Raw genomic sequence first — 16,551 nt, 5'->3', positions numbered from 1 at the left:
CGACTTCGCCGCCAGCGCCTCGAAGATCCTCAGCCAGACGCCAGCCTTCGCCCACCTGTTGTAGCGGTTGTAGACCGTGGTGTGCGGCCCGTACCGGCTCGGCAGGTCGCGCCACGGCGAGCCCGTCCGCAACACATAGAAGATCCCGTTGATCCCCCGCCGATCGTCCCCCCGGGCCCCCCCGCGCGGCTTGTTCGGCAAAAGCGGATCGATCAGCCGCCACTCCGTCTCGCTCAGATCGTAGCGCGCCATTTCAAGGCTCCTTTCGGAAGCCTTGAATCAAGCGTCGCCCCAGCCAGCAAGCTTTATGAGTTCAGAACCTAGGGCGGATCAGAAGCGGCGGGTGTAGCCGAACCGTGCGGCCCGAAACTGAAAGCCTTCGTCGTCAGTCCAGGCGTCCTTCTGCGACAGTTCCACGTCCTCGCGCAGGCGGTCGTCGCCGCGCACGGTCAGGTCCAGGCGTCGGGGGGCTGCGCGGGTGGCGGCCGTAGTTTGCCGAGCGGCGAAGCCAGCGGACCTGATCCGGGCCGGGGTCCGCGCCGTCATCTGGCCGGAAGCCGCTTGGCTCGAGGCGACGGCCGCGAGGCCGGCGGTCCCTGGCGTCTGGGCCAGGACGGGCGCAGGCGCGCCCAGGACAATCATCACCCCCGCCAGCTTCAGCGATCTATGCAAGGTTTCGTCTCTCCATCCGTCGTGTCGGAGGGGCAAACCCGCCTGCCCCGAGGATGGTTGCGCGTCCGGCGTCACGCCTTCGTAAGATGCGCGGGCCGCTGCTACGCCCGGTCGATGCGCGCCGCGTAGCAGCGGCCGCGAGCTTGCGTTCTGCGCCCGCGACCCCAGATCAGGAGCTCAACGAAGGAGCCGACCCCATGCGCCTGACGACGGACACCCGCTCCGCCCGCCCCGTCCACGCGCCCACGGTCGTCCATGCCTGCCTTCGTAACCCTCGATTCCCTGAGCTTCGTCGCCCCTGACGGGCGTGTCCTCCTCGACAAGCTGACCCTGGCCTTCGGCGCCGAGCGCACCGGCCTCGTCGGACGCAATGGCGTCGGCAAGACGAGCCTCCTGCGCCTGATTCTGGGCGAGCTGTCTCCCAGTGCCGGGACGGTGAGCGTCAGCGGCCGCCTCGGGGTGCTGCGACAGACGCTTCAGGCGCCGCCGGGCGCCAGCGTCGGCGACCTCCTGGGCGTCTCCGAGGCCCTGGCCCGCCTTCGACGGATCGAGGCGGGCGAGGGGACCGAACAGGATTTCGCCGAGGCCGACTGGACCTTGGCGACACGCCTCGCCGAGGCCTTGGCCGGAGTGGGCCTGGGGCGCCTCGACCTCCACCGTCCGGCCGCCTCGCTCAGTGGCGGCCAGGCCACCCGGGCGGCGCTGGCCGGCCTGATCGCCGCCGACCCCGACCTCCTGATTCTCGACGAGCCCACCAACAACCTCGACGTCGAGGCCCGGGCCCTGGTGGCCGAGACGCTGGGGCGCTGGAAGGGCGGCGCCATCGTGGTCAGCCACGACCGGGCCCTACTGCGCCGGATGGACCGCATCGTCGAACTCACCGGCGTCGGGGCCCAGGTCTATGGCGGCGGCTACGACCTCTATGTCGAACGCAAGGCCGAGGCCGAGGCGGCGGCGGGCCGGGCCCTGGCCGACGCCCGAAAGGAAAACGCCCGCATCGCCCGCGAGGTCCAGGTCGCCGCGGAGCGCAAGGCGCGCCGCGACAGCGTCGGCAAGCGCCTGGGGCGCTCCGGCTCCATGCCGAGGATCGTCGCCGGCGGGCTCAAACGCCGCGCCGAGGAGAGCGCCGGGCGAGGGCAGGTCCTGGCCGACCGGCTGAAGGCCGAGGCGGCCGAGGAGCTTGCCGAGGCCGAGGCCCGGGTGGAGCGCGTGAGGCGCCTGGCCTTCGAATTGCCGCCCACCGACCTGGCCGCTGAGCGGACGGTCCTCGCCCTGGAGGACGTGACCTTCGCCTATCCCGACGCCCCGCCCGTGGTGTGCGGCCTGTCCCTGCGTCTCACCGGGCCGGAGCGTGTCGCCCTCACAGGCCCCAACGGGACCGGCAAGACCACCGTCCTGCGGCTCGCCGCTGGAGAGCTGGAGCCCGCCTCGGGCCGCATCGTCCGTGGCGTCGCCCCGGCCTTCCTCGACCAGCAGACCGCGCTTCTGGGCGCCGAGGGTGGGCTGGTGGACGCCTTCCTGCGCTTGAACCCGCGGGCGAGCCCCAACGCCGCCCGGGCTGCGCTCGCCCGGTTCCTGTTCCGCAACACCGCCGCCGACAAGCCGGTGTCGGCCCTCAGCGGCGGCGAGCGCCTGCGGGCGGGCCTGGCGTGTGTGCTGTTCGGCGATACGCGGCCCGGCCTGCTCATCCTCGACGAGCCCACCAATCACCTCGACCTCGACAGCATTGGCGCCGTCGAGGCCGCCCTCAGGGGCTATGACGGCGCACTCCTGGTGGTCAGCCACGACGCCGACTTCCTCGCCGCCATAGGCATCGATCGGGAGGTCCGGCTGGCCGCCTCCGCCTGAGGGGCGGAAGCGGCCGCCGCGCCCGCTACCGCGCCGGGACCGGAACCCCCTCGGCCAGCAGCACGATGGCGTCCGAGCCGGCGATGCGGTCCTCGGAAATCTTCCGGTACTCGGGGGAATTGGCCCAGGTCAGGGCCGCCTCCCGGCTGTCGAAGCCGATCAGGACCAGCTTGCGGCCGTCCCATTCGCCCTCCAGCGCCTCGGGCGTCTCCTCCGAGACCAGCAGCCGTCCGCCGTATTGCCGCAGCACCGGCAGGAAGGCCGCCGCGTAGCGGCCATAGGGTTCGCGGTCATGGATGGCCACGCGAGCCACGACATAGCAGCTCATCACACGGCCTCCGCGATGCGGGCGAGGCTCTGCAGCGTGCCGTGGCAAGCCTGGGCGGCCTCGGCGCCCTTCACCCGGAAATGGGCGTGGAAGAAGCGGCGATGCTGGTCGTGCTCATGGAAGTGGTGCGGCGTCAGCACCACCGAGAACACCGGGGTTTCGGTGTCCAGCTGTACGCGCATCAGCGCCCGGATCACTGTCTCGGCCACGAACTCGTGGCGATAGATGCCGCCGTCCACCACGAAACCGGCGGCGACGATGGCGGCGTAGCGGCCGGTGCGGGCCAGGGCCTGGGCGTGCAGGGGAATCTCGAACGCCCCGGGCGTCTCGAAGCGGTCGATGGCGTTCTCGGGCACCCCGAGGCGGGCCATCTCCTCTACGAAGCCGGCGTGGGCCTCGCGCACGATGTCGACGTGCCACAGGGCATGCACGAAGGCGATCTTGGCGGCGCGGAAGGCGCCGTTGGCGGTGCGGTATTCCTGGATCGCCGGGGCGGCTTGGAGGAAAGCAACTTGGGTCATGGTCTTCTCCCTGACCGGGTCTGAAGGGACCACGACTCAGGGACAGGCCACGGGCGCAGGCGGAGTCCGCCTGCAGTCTGAGGCCGTTCTCATAACCGGACTATGACCGTCGGCCCCGGGATCGCACCGGGTCTGCTCGTCCCCTGCCTGGCTCGTGGCGGAGCGAGGCAGGGCGCCCGCGGGCTCGTCTCTCCGCCGCCGAGGCCTTGGAGGGCATTACCGCCGGTGGGGAGTTTCACCCCGCCCTGAGAACGTAGGCCGCCCGGGGAATCCGGACGGCGGTGTCAGGCTAGCGGGCTTTCCCCAGCGGCAAACAAGCGGCCGCGACAGGCGCCAGTCAGGCCCGGCGGTTGAGGGTGATCGCCGTGGCCGTTCCGGTGGTGGAGGCCACGCCGTTGGCGCCATAGGCGACGCCTTTGGAGCGGTTGCGGGCCACCTCGTCGGCGATGGCCCGAACCAGGCCTTCCGTGACCGTGCGCGAGGCTTCGATCGCCCGGCCCTGCCGCGCCAGCACGGCGTCGAAGGCCTCGGTGGCGCGCACCAGGCGGGTGCGAAGCGGGGCCGGGGCGCCGGCCACCAGGCTGGGGTCGGCCCGCACGCGGGTGGACTCGTGGCGGTAAAGGTTCGCCAGGCGCCCCGTCTCCTCCATCTTCGCGGCCGCGTCCTGCGGCCGGCGCTGCTCGAAGGCCTGGGCCTGCTCGGCCACCAGTTCGGTGAGCCGCTCGGTGAGCAGGATCAGCTGCTCGACGCGGTCCGTAGGGTCTGTGGCGGCGATGGCCATTACTGGAGCCCCTGGAGCTTGAGGATTTCCCGCTGGACGGAGTCGGCGAGGCCGATGCCCCCGGCCTTCACCATCTGCTTGCCGATGGCCTCGGTCATCACCGAGCGGAACATGGTTTCGCCCACGCCCCCGCCAAACGGGCCCTCGGGATCGGTCCCCTCGAACATCGGCTGCAGCATGGCCGACAGGAACTGGGCCTCGAACTGTTCGGCGGCCTCGCGGATCTTCGTCCGGCGCGCCAGCTCCGCTGTGGTCGGCGTCGTCACGGGCGAGAGCAGGGCCGGGGAGGCGACGAGATCGGCCATCACATCACCTCGATTTCGGCCTGCAGGGCGCCCGCCGCGCGGATGGTCTGCAGGATGGAGATCATGTCCCGGGGCGTGACCCCCAGCGCGTTCAGGCCCGCCACCAAGCTCGACAGCGAGGCGCCCGAGCTGACGGTCAGGAACTGCCGGCCGCGCTCTTCGTCCACCGAGATGTCGGTCTGCGGCACCACCGCCGTCTGGCCCGTGCGGGCGAAGGGCGCGGGCTGGCTCACCGCCGGCTGCTCGCGCACCGTGATGGTCAGGTTGCCCTGCTGGATGGCCACGGTGGAGACGCGGACGTTCTCGCCCATGACGATCACGCCGGCCACTTCGTCGATCACCACCTTGGCCGGGGCGTCGGGCTCCACGGCCAGGTTCTCCACCTGGGCCATGAAGGAGATCAGATCGGTCCCCTGCGGGCGCAGGGTCACGATGGTGGGGTTCTCGGCCACCGCCGTGCCCGGGAAGCGGGCGTTGACGGCGTCGGCGATGCGCCGGGCCGTAGTGAAGTCGGGATTGCGCAGGGTCAGCCGCATCTGGCCCATGTTGGCGAGCTGGAAGCCGCTCTCGGCCTCCACCGTCGCGCCGCCGGCGATGCGCCCGGCCGTGGGCACTCCTTTGGACACCGACGAGCCCGAGGCTCCCGTGGCGCTGATCGCCCCGGTTTGCACGGTGCCTTGCGCCACCGCATAGGCGCGGCCGTCCGCGCCCAGCAGCGGGGTCACCAGCAGCGAGCCGCCCTGCAGGCTCTTGGCGTCGCCCAGGGCCGAGACGCTGACGTCGATCTGCGAGCCGGGGGCGGCGAAGGGCGGCAGCTTGGCGGTCACCATCACCGCCGCCACGTTCTTGGTGTTCAGCTGGGCGTCGCGGGTGTTGACCCCCAGGCGCTCCAGCATGGCCTCCAGGCTCTGCTTGGTGAACGGGGCGTTCCGCAGAGCGTCGCCCGTGCCGTTCAGGCCAACGACGATGCCGTAGCCCACGAGCATGTTCTCGCGCACGCCCTCGAACTCGACGATGTCCTTGATGCGGGACTTGGCCATCGCCGGGGCCAGGGGCGCCAGCGCCAGGGGCGCGGCGAGGAGGAGGGCGGCGAGTAGACGGACCGGACGCATGGGCGCTCACTGAAGCTGCTTCGCTCGCGCTCCTGCGAGGAGCGTGCCAGTCGCGATGCGCTGGGAAACCCAATGAAAACAGCGTTTGTCATGGTTAATGCGGCGCCTTTTTCCCGGCAGGAATTGCCGCCTGTTAACCATGCTGCAAGTTTGGCCGGTGAAGCTTCCGGCGTGGTTCGGGACGGGGTGGCTACAGCAGAATGAAGGTCAGCGGCGCGGGCGGCGTTTCCGCCACGACGGGTGCCGGCAAGGCCGGGGCGCGCAACAGCGGCGAGGGTTTCCGCCTCGCCGGTCCTGCGCCGGCCGCGGGCGCCGACAAGCCGGCCGCCGTCGGCGGCGTCTCGGCCCTCATGGGCGTTGAGGCCCTGCTGGCCCTTCAGGACGTAGGCGGCCCGCTGGAGCGCCGCCGCCGTTCGGTGCGCCGGGCCGGGCGGATCCTGGACGTCCTGGACGGGGTGAAGATCGCCCTGCTGGGCGGCGAGCTCTCCGCGGCCGATCTTGAGCGCCTGCAGCACGCCATCCGCGAGGAGCGGCTGGCCACCGACGACCCCAGGCTCGAGGGCGTGCTCGACGAGATCGAGCTTCGCGCCCAGGTGGAGCTCGCCAAGCTTGAGAATGCTCGTCGCGCCGCTTGAACCGCTGGTCGCGTCCACACGTTGAAACCGCTGTTCGATTTGCTATACACCCCGCGCGTGTGTCAGGGCGTCCAGGGGGCGTGAGGTTTTCATGAAGACAGCCGAACTTCTGGCTGAAGGTCCTGAATACCGTCCTTCCGAGGACGAGGAATTCATGAACGAGCGCCAGCTTGAGTATTTCAAGCAGAAGCTCTTGAAGTGGAAGGAGGACATTCTCCGCGAATCTCGCGAGACGCTGTCCCACCTCCAGAGTGAAACTGAAAATCATCCCGACCTGGCCGACCGCGCCTCGTCGGAGACTGATCGGGCCCTTGAGCTTCGGACGCGAGATCGCCAGCGCAAGCTGATCTCCAAGATCGACGAGGCTCTGCGGCGGATCGAGGACGGCTCCTACGGCTACTGCGAAGAGACCGGCGAGCCGATCGGCGTCGCCCGCCTCGAGGCCCGGCCGATCGCGACCCTCAGCCTCGAAGCCCAGGAACGTCACGAGCGGCGCGAGCGGGTTCACCGCGACGATTGATCAAGGCGGCCCCCTTTGCGGGGCCGTTTTGCTGTCTGCCGCGTTCTGATCCGGCCGGGGCGGGGGGCGCTTTGCCCCCGGTCCTCGGCGACGCTATATATGCTCAAAGTGAGCATTTCCCCTGCGCCGGGATCGGAGCCGCCGTGACGTCGTCGTTCTACGCCATCCATGCCCACGGCTTCGTCCGCGTGGCCGCCTGCACTCCGCGCGTCGCCGTGGGCGATCCCGGCTTCAACGCCGCAGAGACCTTGCGGATGGCGAAGGAGGGCGACGCCGCCGGTTGCGACCTGATGCTGTTCCCCGAGCTGGGGATCAGCGCCTACGCCATCGACGACCTCTTCCTGCAGGACGCCCTGCTCAAGCGGGTGGAGGCCGAACTCGCTGGCGTCGTGGCGGCCAGCGAGAACCTCGCCCCGGTGCTGCTGGTAGGCGCCCCCGTGGCCCGCAACGGCCGGCTCTACAACTGCGCGGTGGCCATCGCCCGCGGCCGCATCCTGGGGGTCGTGCCCAAGAGCTACCTGCCCAACTACCGGGAATATTACGAGAAGCGCTGGTTCGCTCCGGGATATGGCCTTTCGGGCCTCACGGTCACCCTGGCCGGCCAGACCGTCCCCTTCGGGACCGATCTGCTGTTCGAGGCGGCCGACCTTCCGGACTTCGTTTTCCACGCCGAGATCTGCGAGGACTTCTGGGCTCCGGCCCCGCCGTCCACCCAGGGCGCGCTCGCCGGGGCGCTGATCCTCTGCAACCTGTCGGCCTCGAACATCGTGGTCGGGAAGGCCGACGAGCGGGCGCTGCTTTGCGCCTCCCAGTCCAGCCGCTGCCAGGCCGCCTATCTCTATTCCGCGGCGGGGCCGGGGGAGAGCACCACGGACCTGGCCTGGGACGGCCAAGCCTCGATCCACGAGCTGGGCCGTGAGCTGGCCAGCACCGACCGCTTCCCCGCGGAAGGCCAGATGGCCATCGCCGACATCGACGTCCAGAAGCTGCGGCTGGAGCGGATGCGCTCGCCCACCTTCAACGACGCAGCCATCGTCGCCGGCCATCCCGAACAGGCCTTCCGGCGGGTGCGGTTCGAGCACCAGCCGCACTTCCGCGACGTGGGCCTGCGCCGCGCCGTCGACCGCTTTCCGTTCGTGCCGGACGATCCGGCGCGCCTCGATCAGGACTGCTACGAGGCGTTCAATATCCAGGTGCAAGGCCTTGTAAAAAGGCTGCAATCCACGAAGTCGCAGCACATCGTCATCGGCGTCTCGGGCGGCCTGGACTCCACCCATGCCCTGATCGTCGCGGCCAAGGCGTTCGACCTCCTGGACAAGCCGCGGTCGGACATCCTCGGCTTCACCATGCCCGGCTTCGCCACCAGCGAGGGGACCAAGTCCAACGCCTGGAAACTGATGCGGGCCCTCGGCGTCACCGGCGAGGAGATCGACATCCGCCCGGCCGCCACCCAGCTGCTCAAGGACATGGGCCATCCCTTCGCCGAGGGGCGGCCGGTCTATGACGTGACCTTCGAGAACGTCCAGGCGGGCCTGCGCACGGACTATCTGTTCCGCCTGGCCAACCAGCGCCACGGCATCGTCCTCGGCACCGGCGACCTCTCGGAGCTGGCCCTGGGCTGGTGCACCTACGGTGTGGGCGACCAGATGAGCCACTACAACGTCAACGGCTCGGTGGCGAAGACCCTGATCCAGCACCTGATCCGCTGGGTGGCCAAGACCGGCCAGTTCGACGCCGCCGCCTGCGAGGTGCTGCTCTCGGTGTTGGACACCGAGATCTCGCCGGAACTGGTGCCGCCCGACGAGACCGGGGCCATCCAGAGCACTCAGGCCAAGATCGGCCCCTACGAGCTCCAGGACTTCAACCTCTACTGGATCACCCGCTACGGCCTGCCGCCGTCCAAGGTGGCCTTCATGGCCTGGCACGCCTGGAAGGACGTGGGGCAGGGCGCCTGGCCGCCGCACTTCCCCGAGGAGGCACGCAACGCCTACGATCTCGCCACCATCAAGAAGTGGCTGTCGCTGTTCCTCTTCCGCTTCTTCGAGATCAGCCAGTTCAAGCGTTCGGCCATGCCCAACGGCCCCAAGGTGATCTCCGGGGGCAATCTCAGCCCCCGCGGGGACTGGCGCGCGCCCTCGGACGGCACGGCTAAGGTCTGGCTCGAGGAACTCGAAGCCAACGTACCCTGACCCGCCGCCGGGACGGCGCCTCTGTCCTACATCTGCCGGCCCAGTCGCCCGGAGGCGCCAGGCACGTCCGCGCCGCGGAGCCAGCGGGCCAGGGCGCGCAGGGCCGGCTGCACCCACATGGCCCAGTAGCCGAACGGAACATCCTTATGGATCCTGTGCAGCTCTTCCATTTCCGTCTCCCGTCGTCTGTCCTGCGTTGAAAGGGAAAATGGCGATGAGACCCGTGATCGACAAACGGGGGCTCCTGCTGCATAGATAAGTCAGCCTTATGTCTGACGTCCTCGCTCGCATCCCGCTCAGCGCCATCCGCGTCTTCGAGGCCGCGGCCCGCCAGGGCAGCTTCACCCGCGCCGCCGAGGAGCTCGGCGTCACCCAGGCGGCGGTGAGCTGGCAGGTGAAGGCCCTGGAGCAGCGGCTGGACCGCCGCCTGTTCGTGCGCCAGCCGCGGGAGGTGTCGCTCACCCCCGCCGGCGAGCGTCTGGCCCGGGCGGCCACCGAGGCCATGACCGCCCTCCGCACGGCCCTGGCCGATCTTTCCGACACGGGCGAGGGCATCCTGGCCATCACCACCGTCCAGACCTTCGCCACCCAGTGGCTGGCCGCGCGCCTCGGCGTCTTCCAGCTCGCCCATCCGAAGATCGCCGTCCGGCTCGACACCGATAATCGGGTGGTGGACCTGGCCCGGGAGGACTTCGATGTGGCCATCCGCGCCGGCCGCGGGCCCTGGCCGGGGGTGGAGGCGGTGCGGCTGTTCCCGGCCATGCAGACGGTGCTCTGCACCCCGGCCGCCTATGCGGCCCTGGGCGATCCGCCCCGGCCCGAGAAGCTGCTCGAGGTCCAGCGCATCGGCTGGGACGGCGAGTGGAACGCCTGGTTCGCCGCCGCCGGGGTTACGGGCGAGGGCGGGGCCACGCCCGCCGCCCCGCGCATCACCGCCGACACCCAGACGCTGGAGGTGGCCGCGGCCATCGCCAACGACGCCGTGGCCATCGGCTCGCCCGCCATGTTCGGCCGCGACCTCGCCGCCGGGCGGTTGATCCAGCCCTTCGACATCTACATCGGCGACATCAGCTACTGGCTGGTCTATCCGCCCGACCGACGCCGGGTGGCCAAGATCGTCGCCTTCCGGGAATGGCTGCTCGAGGAGGCGGCCCGCGATCCTTACGTGAAGCAGGTGCTGGCCGCGCCGCCGGCGCCGCCCATCAGGTCACCTTGAGGACTTCCGCCTCCTCGGCGGGCGGCATGGGTTCGCCGGCCTGGGCATAGAGCGCCGGAATGATGTCCTCCACCCGCGCAACGTCCCGCCAGGCGCCCATGAACGTCGGCGGCGTCAGCTTGGCGTCCACCGTGTGCTGGAAGAGGTCGAACAGCGGCTGCCAGAAGCCGTCCGGATTGTAGAACACCACGGGCTTCTCATGCAGGTCGAGCCGCCGCCACGACAGCAGTTCCACCACCTCCTCGAGGGTGCCGATGCCGCCCGGCAGGATGACGAAGGCGTCCGCCTCCTCGAACATCATCGACTTGCGCTGATGCATAGAGGTGACGACCACATGCTCCACGCTCTCCAGCGCGCGCTCGCGGCCCACCAGGAAGTCGGGGATGATGCCCAGAACCTCGCCGCCGGCCTCGTGCGCGGCCCGGGCGGTAGCCCCCATCAGGCCCACGCCGCCGCCGCCGTACACCAGCTTGAGCTTCGCCGCCGCCAGCGCCCGGCCCAGGTCCGCGGCGGCCTTCAGATAGGCGGGATCGCCGGCGTCCGAGGAGCCGCAGAAGACGCAAACGGCGTGCAGGCGTCCTGTGTCGCGCCCCATGAACAATCACTCCAGAGGAAAGGGGCCGGATCGCAGCGCGCTTGCCTGCGCGCCGCAAAGGCCCAAGTAGCTAGGCCTCATGTAAAGGGATTCAAGCGAGCCGTGTTCCGCATTCCGCCGTTCCGCCCCGCGGGCGAGGCCTAAGCGCCTTGGCCCACGTCCACATGGCCCGCTCGCGGCACGGTTCTGGTCCCGACGCCGTGGCCCCGCCCGGCGCGAAGTTCGACTTCTGGGGATCCATGGCCGATCTCGGCCGGCTGGTTATGCGCTCGGGCGCTCCGCAACTGCGCCTGCGGATCGCCGCCGCCCTGGTCCTGGTCTTCATCGGCAAGCTGGCGGGCGTCGTGGCCCCCGTGCTGCTGGGCGACGCCATCAACACCCTGACGCCGGCCCAGCAGGGCGGGGTGGTGGTGGGCGTGAGCTTCCTGGGCCTCGCCATCGGCTTCGCGGCCCTGCGCTTCGTCGCCGCAGTCGCCCCTTACGCTCGGGACGCCATCTTCACCCGCGTCTCTCAGTCCACCATGGCCCGGGCGGCGGTGGAGAGCTTCGCCCATGCCCTCTCGCTGTCCATAGACTTCCATCAGACCAAGCAGACCGGGGCCCTGGCCCGGGTCATCGACCGCGGCGCGCGGGCCACCGATTTCCTGATCCGCAGCCTGATCTTCAGCCTCGGCCCCACGGCGGTGGAGCTGGTCCTGGCCATGGTGGTCATGACCCTGCGCCTCGACGGGCGCTTCGCCCTGACGGCCTTCGCCACCCTGGTCCTCTACGCGGTCATCACCTTCAAGATCACCGACTGGCGCCTGTCGCACCGGCGGGATCTCAACGCCGCCGAGACCCGCGCCGCCGGCCTTTCGGCCGACGCCCTGATGAACTACGAGACCCTCAAGGCCTTCGGCGCCGAGCCGCGGCTGGTGCAGACCTACGCCGGGGCCATGGCCGACTATGTGGACGCCAGCGCCCGGGCCAACGGCTCGCTGAACCTGCTGAACGCCGCCCAGGCGCTGATCCTCAACGTCGGCCTCGCCGCCATGACCGTCATGGCCGGAGTGCAGGTGGCCGGCGGTGAGCTGCGGATCGGCGACGTCACCACCGCCATCTTCCTGCTCTCGGGCCTCTATGCGCCCCTGGGCATGCTGGGCTTCCAGTACCGGGAGATCCGCCAGGGTCTGATCGACATGGAGCAGATGGTCGCCCTGCGCGACATCCGCCCCGAGATCGCCGACGCCGCCGACGCCCGGCCCCTGCCGCCGACCGAAGGCAAGGGGGCCGCTATCGCCTTTGAGGACGTCAGCTTCCGGCACGACGCCCGCTCCGCCGGCCTCCTGGGCGTCAGTTTCGAGGCTCGCCCGGGGACAACCACGGCCCTGGTCGGCCCCTCGGGGGCCGGCAAGACCACCGCCATTCGCCTGGCCATGCGGCTCATCGATCCCCAGTCGGGCCGTGTCACCATCGACGGCCACGACCTGCGCAAGGTGCGTCTCGCCGACCTGCGCCGCGCCGTCGCCCTGGTCCCCCAGGACGTGGCCCTGTTCAACGACAGCCTCTACGCCAACATCGCCTTCGCCCGGCCGGACGCCACGCCTGCCGAGGTGCGCGCCGCCGCCGAGGCCGCCGAACTGGGGCCCTTCATTGACGGCCTGCCCGACGGCATGGACACGCGCGTCGGCGAGCGTGGTCTGAAGCTCTCGGGCGGCGAGCGCCAGAGGGTCGGCATCGCCCGCGCCCTTCTGGCCGATCCCCGGGTGCTGATCCTCGACGAGGCCACCAGCGCCCTCGACGGCCCCACCGAAGCCGCCATCCAGGAAACCCTGCGCAAGGTGAGGGCGGGGCGCACGACCCTGGTGGTCGCCCACCGGCTCTCCACCATCGCCGACGCCGATCAGATCCTCGTCCTGCGCCGGGGCCGGATCGTCGAGCGCGGGACCCACGACGAACTGCTGGCCAAGGGCGCCGAGTATGCCGCCCTCTGGCGCCGCCAGACCCGCACCACCGGCTGACGTCAAACCCTCTCCATCCTGGGGGGCGCGTCAGATCGCCTTGCCCATCCGCACCAGGGGCACGGGCGTTCCGCCCCGGTCGTCCTCAATGGCCTCGATGGGTGCGTAGCCCACCGCCGCATAGAGCGGCTGGCCGGACAGGGTCGCCATCAGCTCCAGCCGGGTGAAGCCCTCGGCCCGGGCGGCGTCCTCGCAGAGGCGCAGGATCAGCCGCCCCACGCCCCTCCGGGCGAAGTTTGGATGGGTGTACATGGCCCGCACCCGCGCCGGTTCGGCGGCCGGGTCCAGAAGCGCCGCGTCCCGCCCGGGCGTGTGGTCGCCGCCATAGAGCGTGGCCCGCCGGCTCCAGCCGCCGCAGCCGGCCACCGCCCCGTCCGCCTCGACCACGAAATAGGTGCCGTCGGCGATGAGCTGCCGGTCCAGGCCCATGATCATCCGGCTGGCCTCGATCTGTTCCGGGGTCAGGAAGCCCCTCTGCAGTTCGCTGATGGCGGCGTCCATCACCGCCTCCAGGGCGGGGACGTCGGCGGCCGTGGCGATGCGGTGGGTCAGGGCCAAGGCCTACTCCGCCGCCCTGGGGAAGTCGTCGTCGAACACCACCGGCGCCGTCCGCTTCGGCGGCGCGCCCCGGCCTATGCGCGCCTCCACCCAGCGGCGCAGGCGCACGAACCTGGCCGAATAGATCTTGGGCGCGGCCAGCATCACCGGGGTCAGCACCAGGGTCAGCAGGGTGGCGAAGGACAGGCCCCAGACCACCGAGGCCGAGAGCTGCACCCACCATTCCGAGCCCGGTGCGTGGAACTCCAGGTGGCCGGTGCGGAAGTTGGGGTGGATCTGGAACATCAGCGGCAGCAGGCCCACCACGGTCACCAGGGTGGTCAGCAGCACCGGCCGGAACCGCTGGGCGGCGGCCCGCACCGCGGCCTCGTCCGCCGCATAGCCCGAGTGGCGCAGGTGATAGAAGGTGTCCACCAGCACGATGTTGTGGCCCACCACCACGCCGAACAGGGCGACGATGCCGGTGCCCATCATGATCACCGACATGTAGTCGAAGGTGCCCAGCAGATTGACCTGGACCCCCAGCAGCACGCCCACCGTGGACAGGATCACCGCCGAGAGCGTCACCAGAACCCCGTAGAAGCTGTTGAACTGCCAGAGCAGGATCACGAACATCATGAACAGGGTCGCCGCCATGGCGGTGGCGAAGAAGCCCGCCGCCTCCTGGCCGCGCTCGTCGGCGCCCATGAACTTCCAGGTCACCGACGGGTCGATGGGGGCCTTCTCCAGCCAGGGCTTGAGCTCGGCGATCTTCAGGTTGGCGGCCGCGCCCTCCACGGCGTTGGCCTGGATCAGCACCAGCCGCTGGCCGTCGCGCCGGGTGATCTGGGTCACCTGCTGGGTGGGCACGCGCTTGATGAAATAGCTCAGCGGCACGGGCCCCTGGGCGGTGGTGATCTTCAACTGGTCGAAGGCCGCCACATTGCGGGCGTCCGAGGGGAAGCGCACGCGGATGTCCAGCTCGTCCTCGGCGTCGTCGGGGCGGAAGCGGCCCATCAGCACCCCGCCGGTGAGGAACTGGATGGTCTGGCCAACCGACAGCACGTCGACGCCGTAGCGGCCGGCGGCGGCCCGGTCGACGGTCAGGTTCCACTCGATGCCGGGGGAGGTGCGGTTGTCCTCCAGCTCCATCAGCTGCGGGTCGGCGGCCAGCTTGGCCTTCACTAGGTCGGCGGCGGCGTTTAGGGCGGCGGGATCGTGGCCCTGGAGCTGGACCTGGATGTCCTTGCCCACCGGCGGCCCGTTCTGCGGTCCGCGCACCTCGATCTGCATGCCGGGGATGTTCTGCATCCGCCGGCGGACCTCGTTCTCGATGTCCTTGCCCTTCAGCCCCAGGGCCTTGCGGCCCTCGAAGTCCAGGAAGTCGATGCGTATGCGGCCGATGGTGTCGTTCGGGGCGGAGCCGGGACCGCCGCTCGAGGTGAAGCCGCCGGCCCGGACATAGAGCGACTCCACGCCCTTCAGGCCCTCCAGCCGCTGCTCCACCTGGGCCACCAGCTCGTTCTGGGCCTCGGGCGAGAGGTTGCCGCGGGCCTTCACATAGACCTGGGTGAATTCCGGGTCCTCTTCGAAGAACAACTCGGTGCGGTGCTTGGTGGTCCCGAACCAGGCGACGATCAGCACCACCACCAGCAGCCCCGCCGCCAGCGTGCGGGTGGGGTGATTGCCCAGCACCGTCAGGGCGCGGGCATACCAGCCCATGAAGCCCTTCATCTCCCGCGGGTCGCCATGCTCGGACTTCATGATCTCGGCGAGGTGCTCCTCGTCGATGGCCGCCTTGCGTCCGAAGATCGAGCCCAGGGCCGGGGTGAAGATCAGCGCCACGAAGATCGATGCGCCCAGCATGAAGAACAGCGTGAGCGGCAGGAAGCTCATGAACTTCCCTTCGATCGAGTTCCAGAACATGAACGGCACGAAGGCGCTGAGGGTGGTCAGGGTGCCGTTCACCACCGGCCAGAACATGCGCTTGCCGGCGGCGGCGAAGGCTTCGGTCTTGGACAGGCCCTCAGCCATTTTCCGGTCGGCGTACTCCACGACCACGATGCCGCCGTCCACGAGGATGCCCACGGCCAGCACCATGCCGAACATGACCATCATGTTCAGCGTCACGCCCATGCCGTTCATCAGCAGCAGGCCGAGCATGAAGCAGATCGGGATCGAGGCGCCGACCATCAGCCCCTGCCGGATCCCCAGGCTGGCGACGATGATCAGCATCACCAGCAGGCTGGCCACCAGGAGGCCGCTCTCCAGGATCACCAGGGTCCGGCCGATGAACTCGCTTTCGTCATAGATGTAGGCGTGGCGGATGGTGGGCGGCCACCTCTCGGCCTCGGCCTCGGTGACCTTCTTGATGGTCTCCACCGTCTCCAGGATGTTCGCCCCGCCGCGCTTGGAGACCTCCAGGATGAAGGCCTGCTGGCCGTTGAAGCGGGTGATGGAAGTGGGGTCCTTGAAGGTGCGGCGCACGTCGCCGACGTCGCCCACGGTCACCAGCCGGTCGCCGTTCTTCTTGATCGGCAGGGCGAGGATGTCGGCGGGCTCCTCGACCACGCCCGGCACCTTCACCGCGAACTGGCCGGCCCCCGCGCGCAGGGAGCCGGCGGGCACCAGCTGGTTATTGCGGCCGATCACCTGGGCCAGTTCGCCAGTGGTGACGTTGTAGGCCTCCATCCGCAGCGGATCGATGATGACCTCGAGCACCTCGTCCCGGGCCCCGCCCATCTGTACCTCGAGGACCCCCTCGGCGCCTTCCAGCCGCTCCTTCAGCGACCGGGCCACCCGGTGCAGTTCGCGCTCGGGCGCGGCGCCCGAAATCACGATCCCGATCACCGGCTCGCCCGAGAAGTTCATCTCCTCGATGATCGGCTCCTCGGCGTCGGGCGGGAATTCGCCCCGGGCCAGGTCCACCTTGGCGCGAACGTCCTCCAGGGCCTTGTTCTTGTCGAAGTCGGCCTCGAACTCGAGGGTCACCACCGCCACGCTTTCCCGGGCGATGGCGTTCATCGACTTGATGCCCTGGATGGTCTGCAGCTCCACCTCCAGGGGCTTCACCAGCAGCCGTTCGGCGTCCTCGGGCGAGACGCCGGGGTAGGGGACCACCACCGAGATGTACGGCAGGTCGATGTCGGGCTCGCTCTCCCGGGGCATGCCCAGGTAGGCGAAGAAGCCGAACAGCGCGGCGATGAGCGTCACGCCCAGCACCACCTTCCGCCGTCGCAGGGCGCCTTCGATGAGGGCGTCGACCATCCGTGCGTCTCCCCGGCGGCGGGCG

Annotated in this window: 17 protein-coding genes and 1 riboswitch; of the genes, 6 read left to right on the top strand and 11 right to left on the bottom strand. The window is 70.0% G+C overall.

The window, feature by feature from the left end:
* Both BO64_RS13765 and BO64_RS13760 read right to left on the bottom strand, forming a co-directional pair.
* The coding region (locus tag BO64_RS13765; protein ID WP_496403869.1) for a transposase at positions 1-252 on the bottom strand (252 nt) is incomplete at its 3' end.
* Positions 253-330: 78 nt separating this feature from the next.
* The gene (locus BO64_RS13760; protein WP_496403868.1) at positions 331-672 is read right to left on the bottom strand and encodes a hypothetical protein; all 342 of its coding nucleotides are present in this window, start codon (positions 670-672) and stop codon (positions 331-333) included.
* A 255-nt stretch (positions 673-927) separates the two neighbouring features.
* Between BO64_RS13760 and BO64_RS13755 the strand changes: the two genes are divergently transcribed.
* A complete protein-coding gene (locus BO64_RS13755; RefSeq protein ID WP_496403867.1) occupies positions 928-2,520 on the top strand; it encodes an ABC-F family ATP-binding cassette domain-containing protein in 1,593 nt (530 codons plus the stop codon).
* A 25-nt stretch (positions 2,521-2,545) separates the two neighbouring features.
* Here the strand turns inward: BO64_RS13755 and BO64_RS13750 are convergent, their stop codons facing one another.
* The 5 genes from BO64_RS13750 to BO64_RS13730 form a co-directional block, all read right to left on the bottom strand.
* Positions 2,546-2,848 carry a DUF1330 domain-containing protein gene (locus tag BO64_RS13750; RefSeq protein ID WP_496403866.1) on the bottom strand — a complete coding sequence of 101 codons (303 nt, stop codon included), beginning with the start codon at positions 2,846-2,848 and terminating at the stop codon, positions 2,546-2,548.
* Entirely contained in the window at positions 2,848-3,369 is a 522-nt protein-coding gene (locus BO64_RS13745; RefSeq protein ID WP_496403865.1) for a 6,7-dimethyl-8-ribityllumazine synthase, read from the bottom strand. Before BO64_RS13745 ends, BO64_RS13750 begins: the two co-directional genes overlap by 1 nt.
* Before the next feature lie 81 nt (positions 3,370-3,450).
* Positions 3,451-3,626, bottom strand: a riboswitch (FMN riboswitch).
* An 80-nt stretch (positions 3,627-3,706) separates the two neighbouring features.
* A complete protein-coding gene (locus tag BO64_RS13740; protein WP_496403864.1) occupies positions 3,707-4,150 on the bottom strand; it encodes a flagellar basal body protein in 444 nt (147 codons plus the stop codon).
* A complete protein-coding gene (locus BO64_RS13735) occupies positions 4,150-4,455 on the bottom strand; it encodes a rod-binding protein (protein WP_496403863.1) in 306 nt (101 codons plus the stop codon). Before BO64_RS13735 ends, BO64_RS13740 begins: the two co-directional genes overlap by 1 nt.
* Complete coding sequence (locus tag BO64_RS13730) at positions 4,455-5,567, bottom strand: flagellar basal body P-ring protein FlgI (protein WP_496403862.1); 1,113 nt, start codon at positions 5,565-5,567, stop codon at positions 4,455-4,457. The genes BO64_RS13735 and BO64_RS13730 overlap by 1 nt, the downstream gene beginning before the upstream one ends.
* Before the next feature lie 200 nt (positions 5,568-5,767).
* Here BO64_RS13730 and fliX point away from each other — a divergent pair, with 200 nt between their 5' ends.
* The 3 genes from fliX (at position 5,768) to BO64_RS13715 (ending at position 8,911) form a co-directional block, all read left to right on the top strand.
* Positions 5,768-6,202: a flagellar assembly regulator FliX gene (gene fliX, locus BO64_RS13725; RefSeq protein WP_496403861.1), complete on the top strand. Its 435-nt coding sequence runs from the start codon at positions 5,768-5,770 to the stop codon at positions 6,200-6,202.
* A 91-nt stretch (positions 6,203-6,293) separates the two neighbouring features.
* Positions 6,294-6,722 carry an RNA polymerase-binding protein DksA gene (dksA, locus tag BO64_RS13720; protein WP_496403860.1) on the top strand — a complete coding sequence of 143 codons (429 nt, stop codon included), beginning with the start codon at positions 6,294-6,296 and terminating at the stop codon, positions 6,720-6,722.
* Positions 6,723-6,865: 143 nt separating this feature from the next.
* Positions 6,866-8,911 (top strand): NAD(+) synthase, encoded by a 2,046-nt coding sequence (locus tag BO64_RS13715; protein WP_496403859.1) that lies wholly within the window; start codon positions 6,866-6,868, stop codon positions 8,909-8,911.
* A gap of 26 nt (positions 8,912-8,937) precedes the next feature.
* Here BO64_RS13715 and BO64_RS13710 read toward each other — a convergent pair whose 3' ends face one another.
* Positions 8,938-9,081: a hypothetical protein gene (locus tag BO64_RS13710; protein ID WP_496403858.1), complete on the bottom strand. Its 144-nt coding sequence runs from the start codon at positions 9,079-9,081 to the stop codon at positions 8,938-8,940.
* Positions 9,082-9,179: 98 nt separating this feature from the next.
* On the opposite strand from BO64_RS13710, the gene BO64_RS13705 reads away from it, so the two are divergent.
* A complete protein-coding gene (locus tag BO64_RS13705) occupies positions 9,180-10,127 on the top strand; it encodes a LysR substrate-binding domain-containing protein (RefSeq protein WP_496403857.1) in 948 nt (315 codons plus the stop codon).
* Here the strand turns inward: BO64_RS13705 and BO64_RS13700 are convergent.
* Entirely contained in the window at positions 10,114-10,722 is a 609-nt protein-coding gene (locus tag BO64_RS13700) for an LOG family protein (protein ID WP_496403856.1), read from the bottom strand. The genes BO64_RS13705 and BO64_RS13700 overlap by 14 nt on opposite strands.
* Before the next feature lie 164 nt (positions 10,723-10,886).
* Here BO64_RS13700 and BO64_RS13695 point away from each other — a divergent pair, with 164 nt between their 5' ends.
* Complete coding sequence (locus BO64_RS13695; protein ID WP_496403879.1) at positions 10,887-12,722, top strand: ABCB family ABC transporter ATP-binding protein/permease; 1,836 nt, start codon at positions 10,887-10,889, stop codon at positions 12,720-12,722.
* Between the two features lie 30 nt (positions 12,723-12,752).
* Here BO64_RS13695 and BO64_RS13690 read toward each other — a convergent pair whose 3' ends face one another.
* Positions 12,753-13,280, bottom strand: a complete 528-nt coding sequence (locus BO64_RS13690; RefSeq protein WP_496403855.1) for a GNAT family N-acetyltransferase — start codon at positions 13,278-13,280, stop codon at positions 12,753-12,755.
* A 3-nt stretch (positions 13,281-13,283) separates the two neighbouring features.
* On the bottom strand, positions 13,284-16,526 hold the full coding sequence (locus BO64_RS13685; RefSeq protein WP_496403854.1) for an efflux RND transporter permease subunit: 3,243 nt from the start codon (positions 16,524-16,526) through the stop codon (positions 13,284-13,286).
* Positions 16,527-16,551: the final 25 nt, after the last annotated feature.

It is taken from the genome of Phenylobacterium composti DSM 19425 (assembly GCF_059568645.1).
The sequence above is the reverse complement of the archived record's forward strand: the minus strand, read 5'-3'. Positions and strand labels throughout refer to the sequence as shown.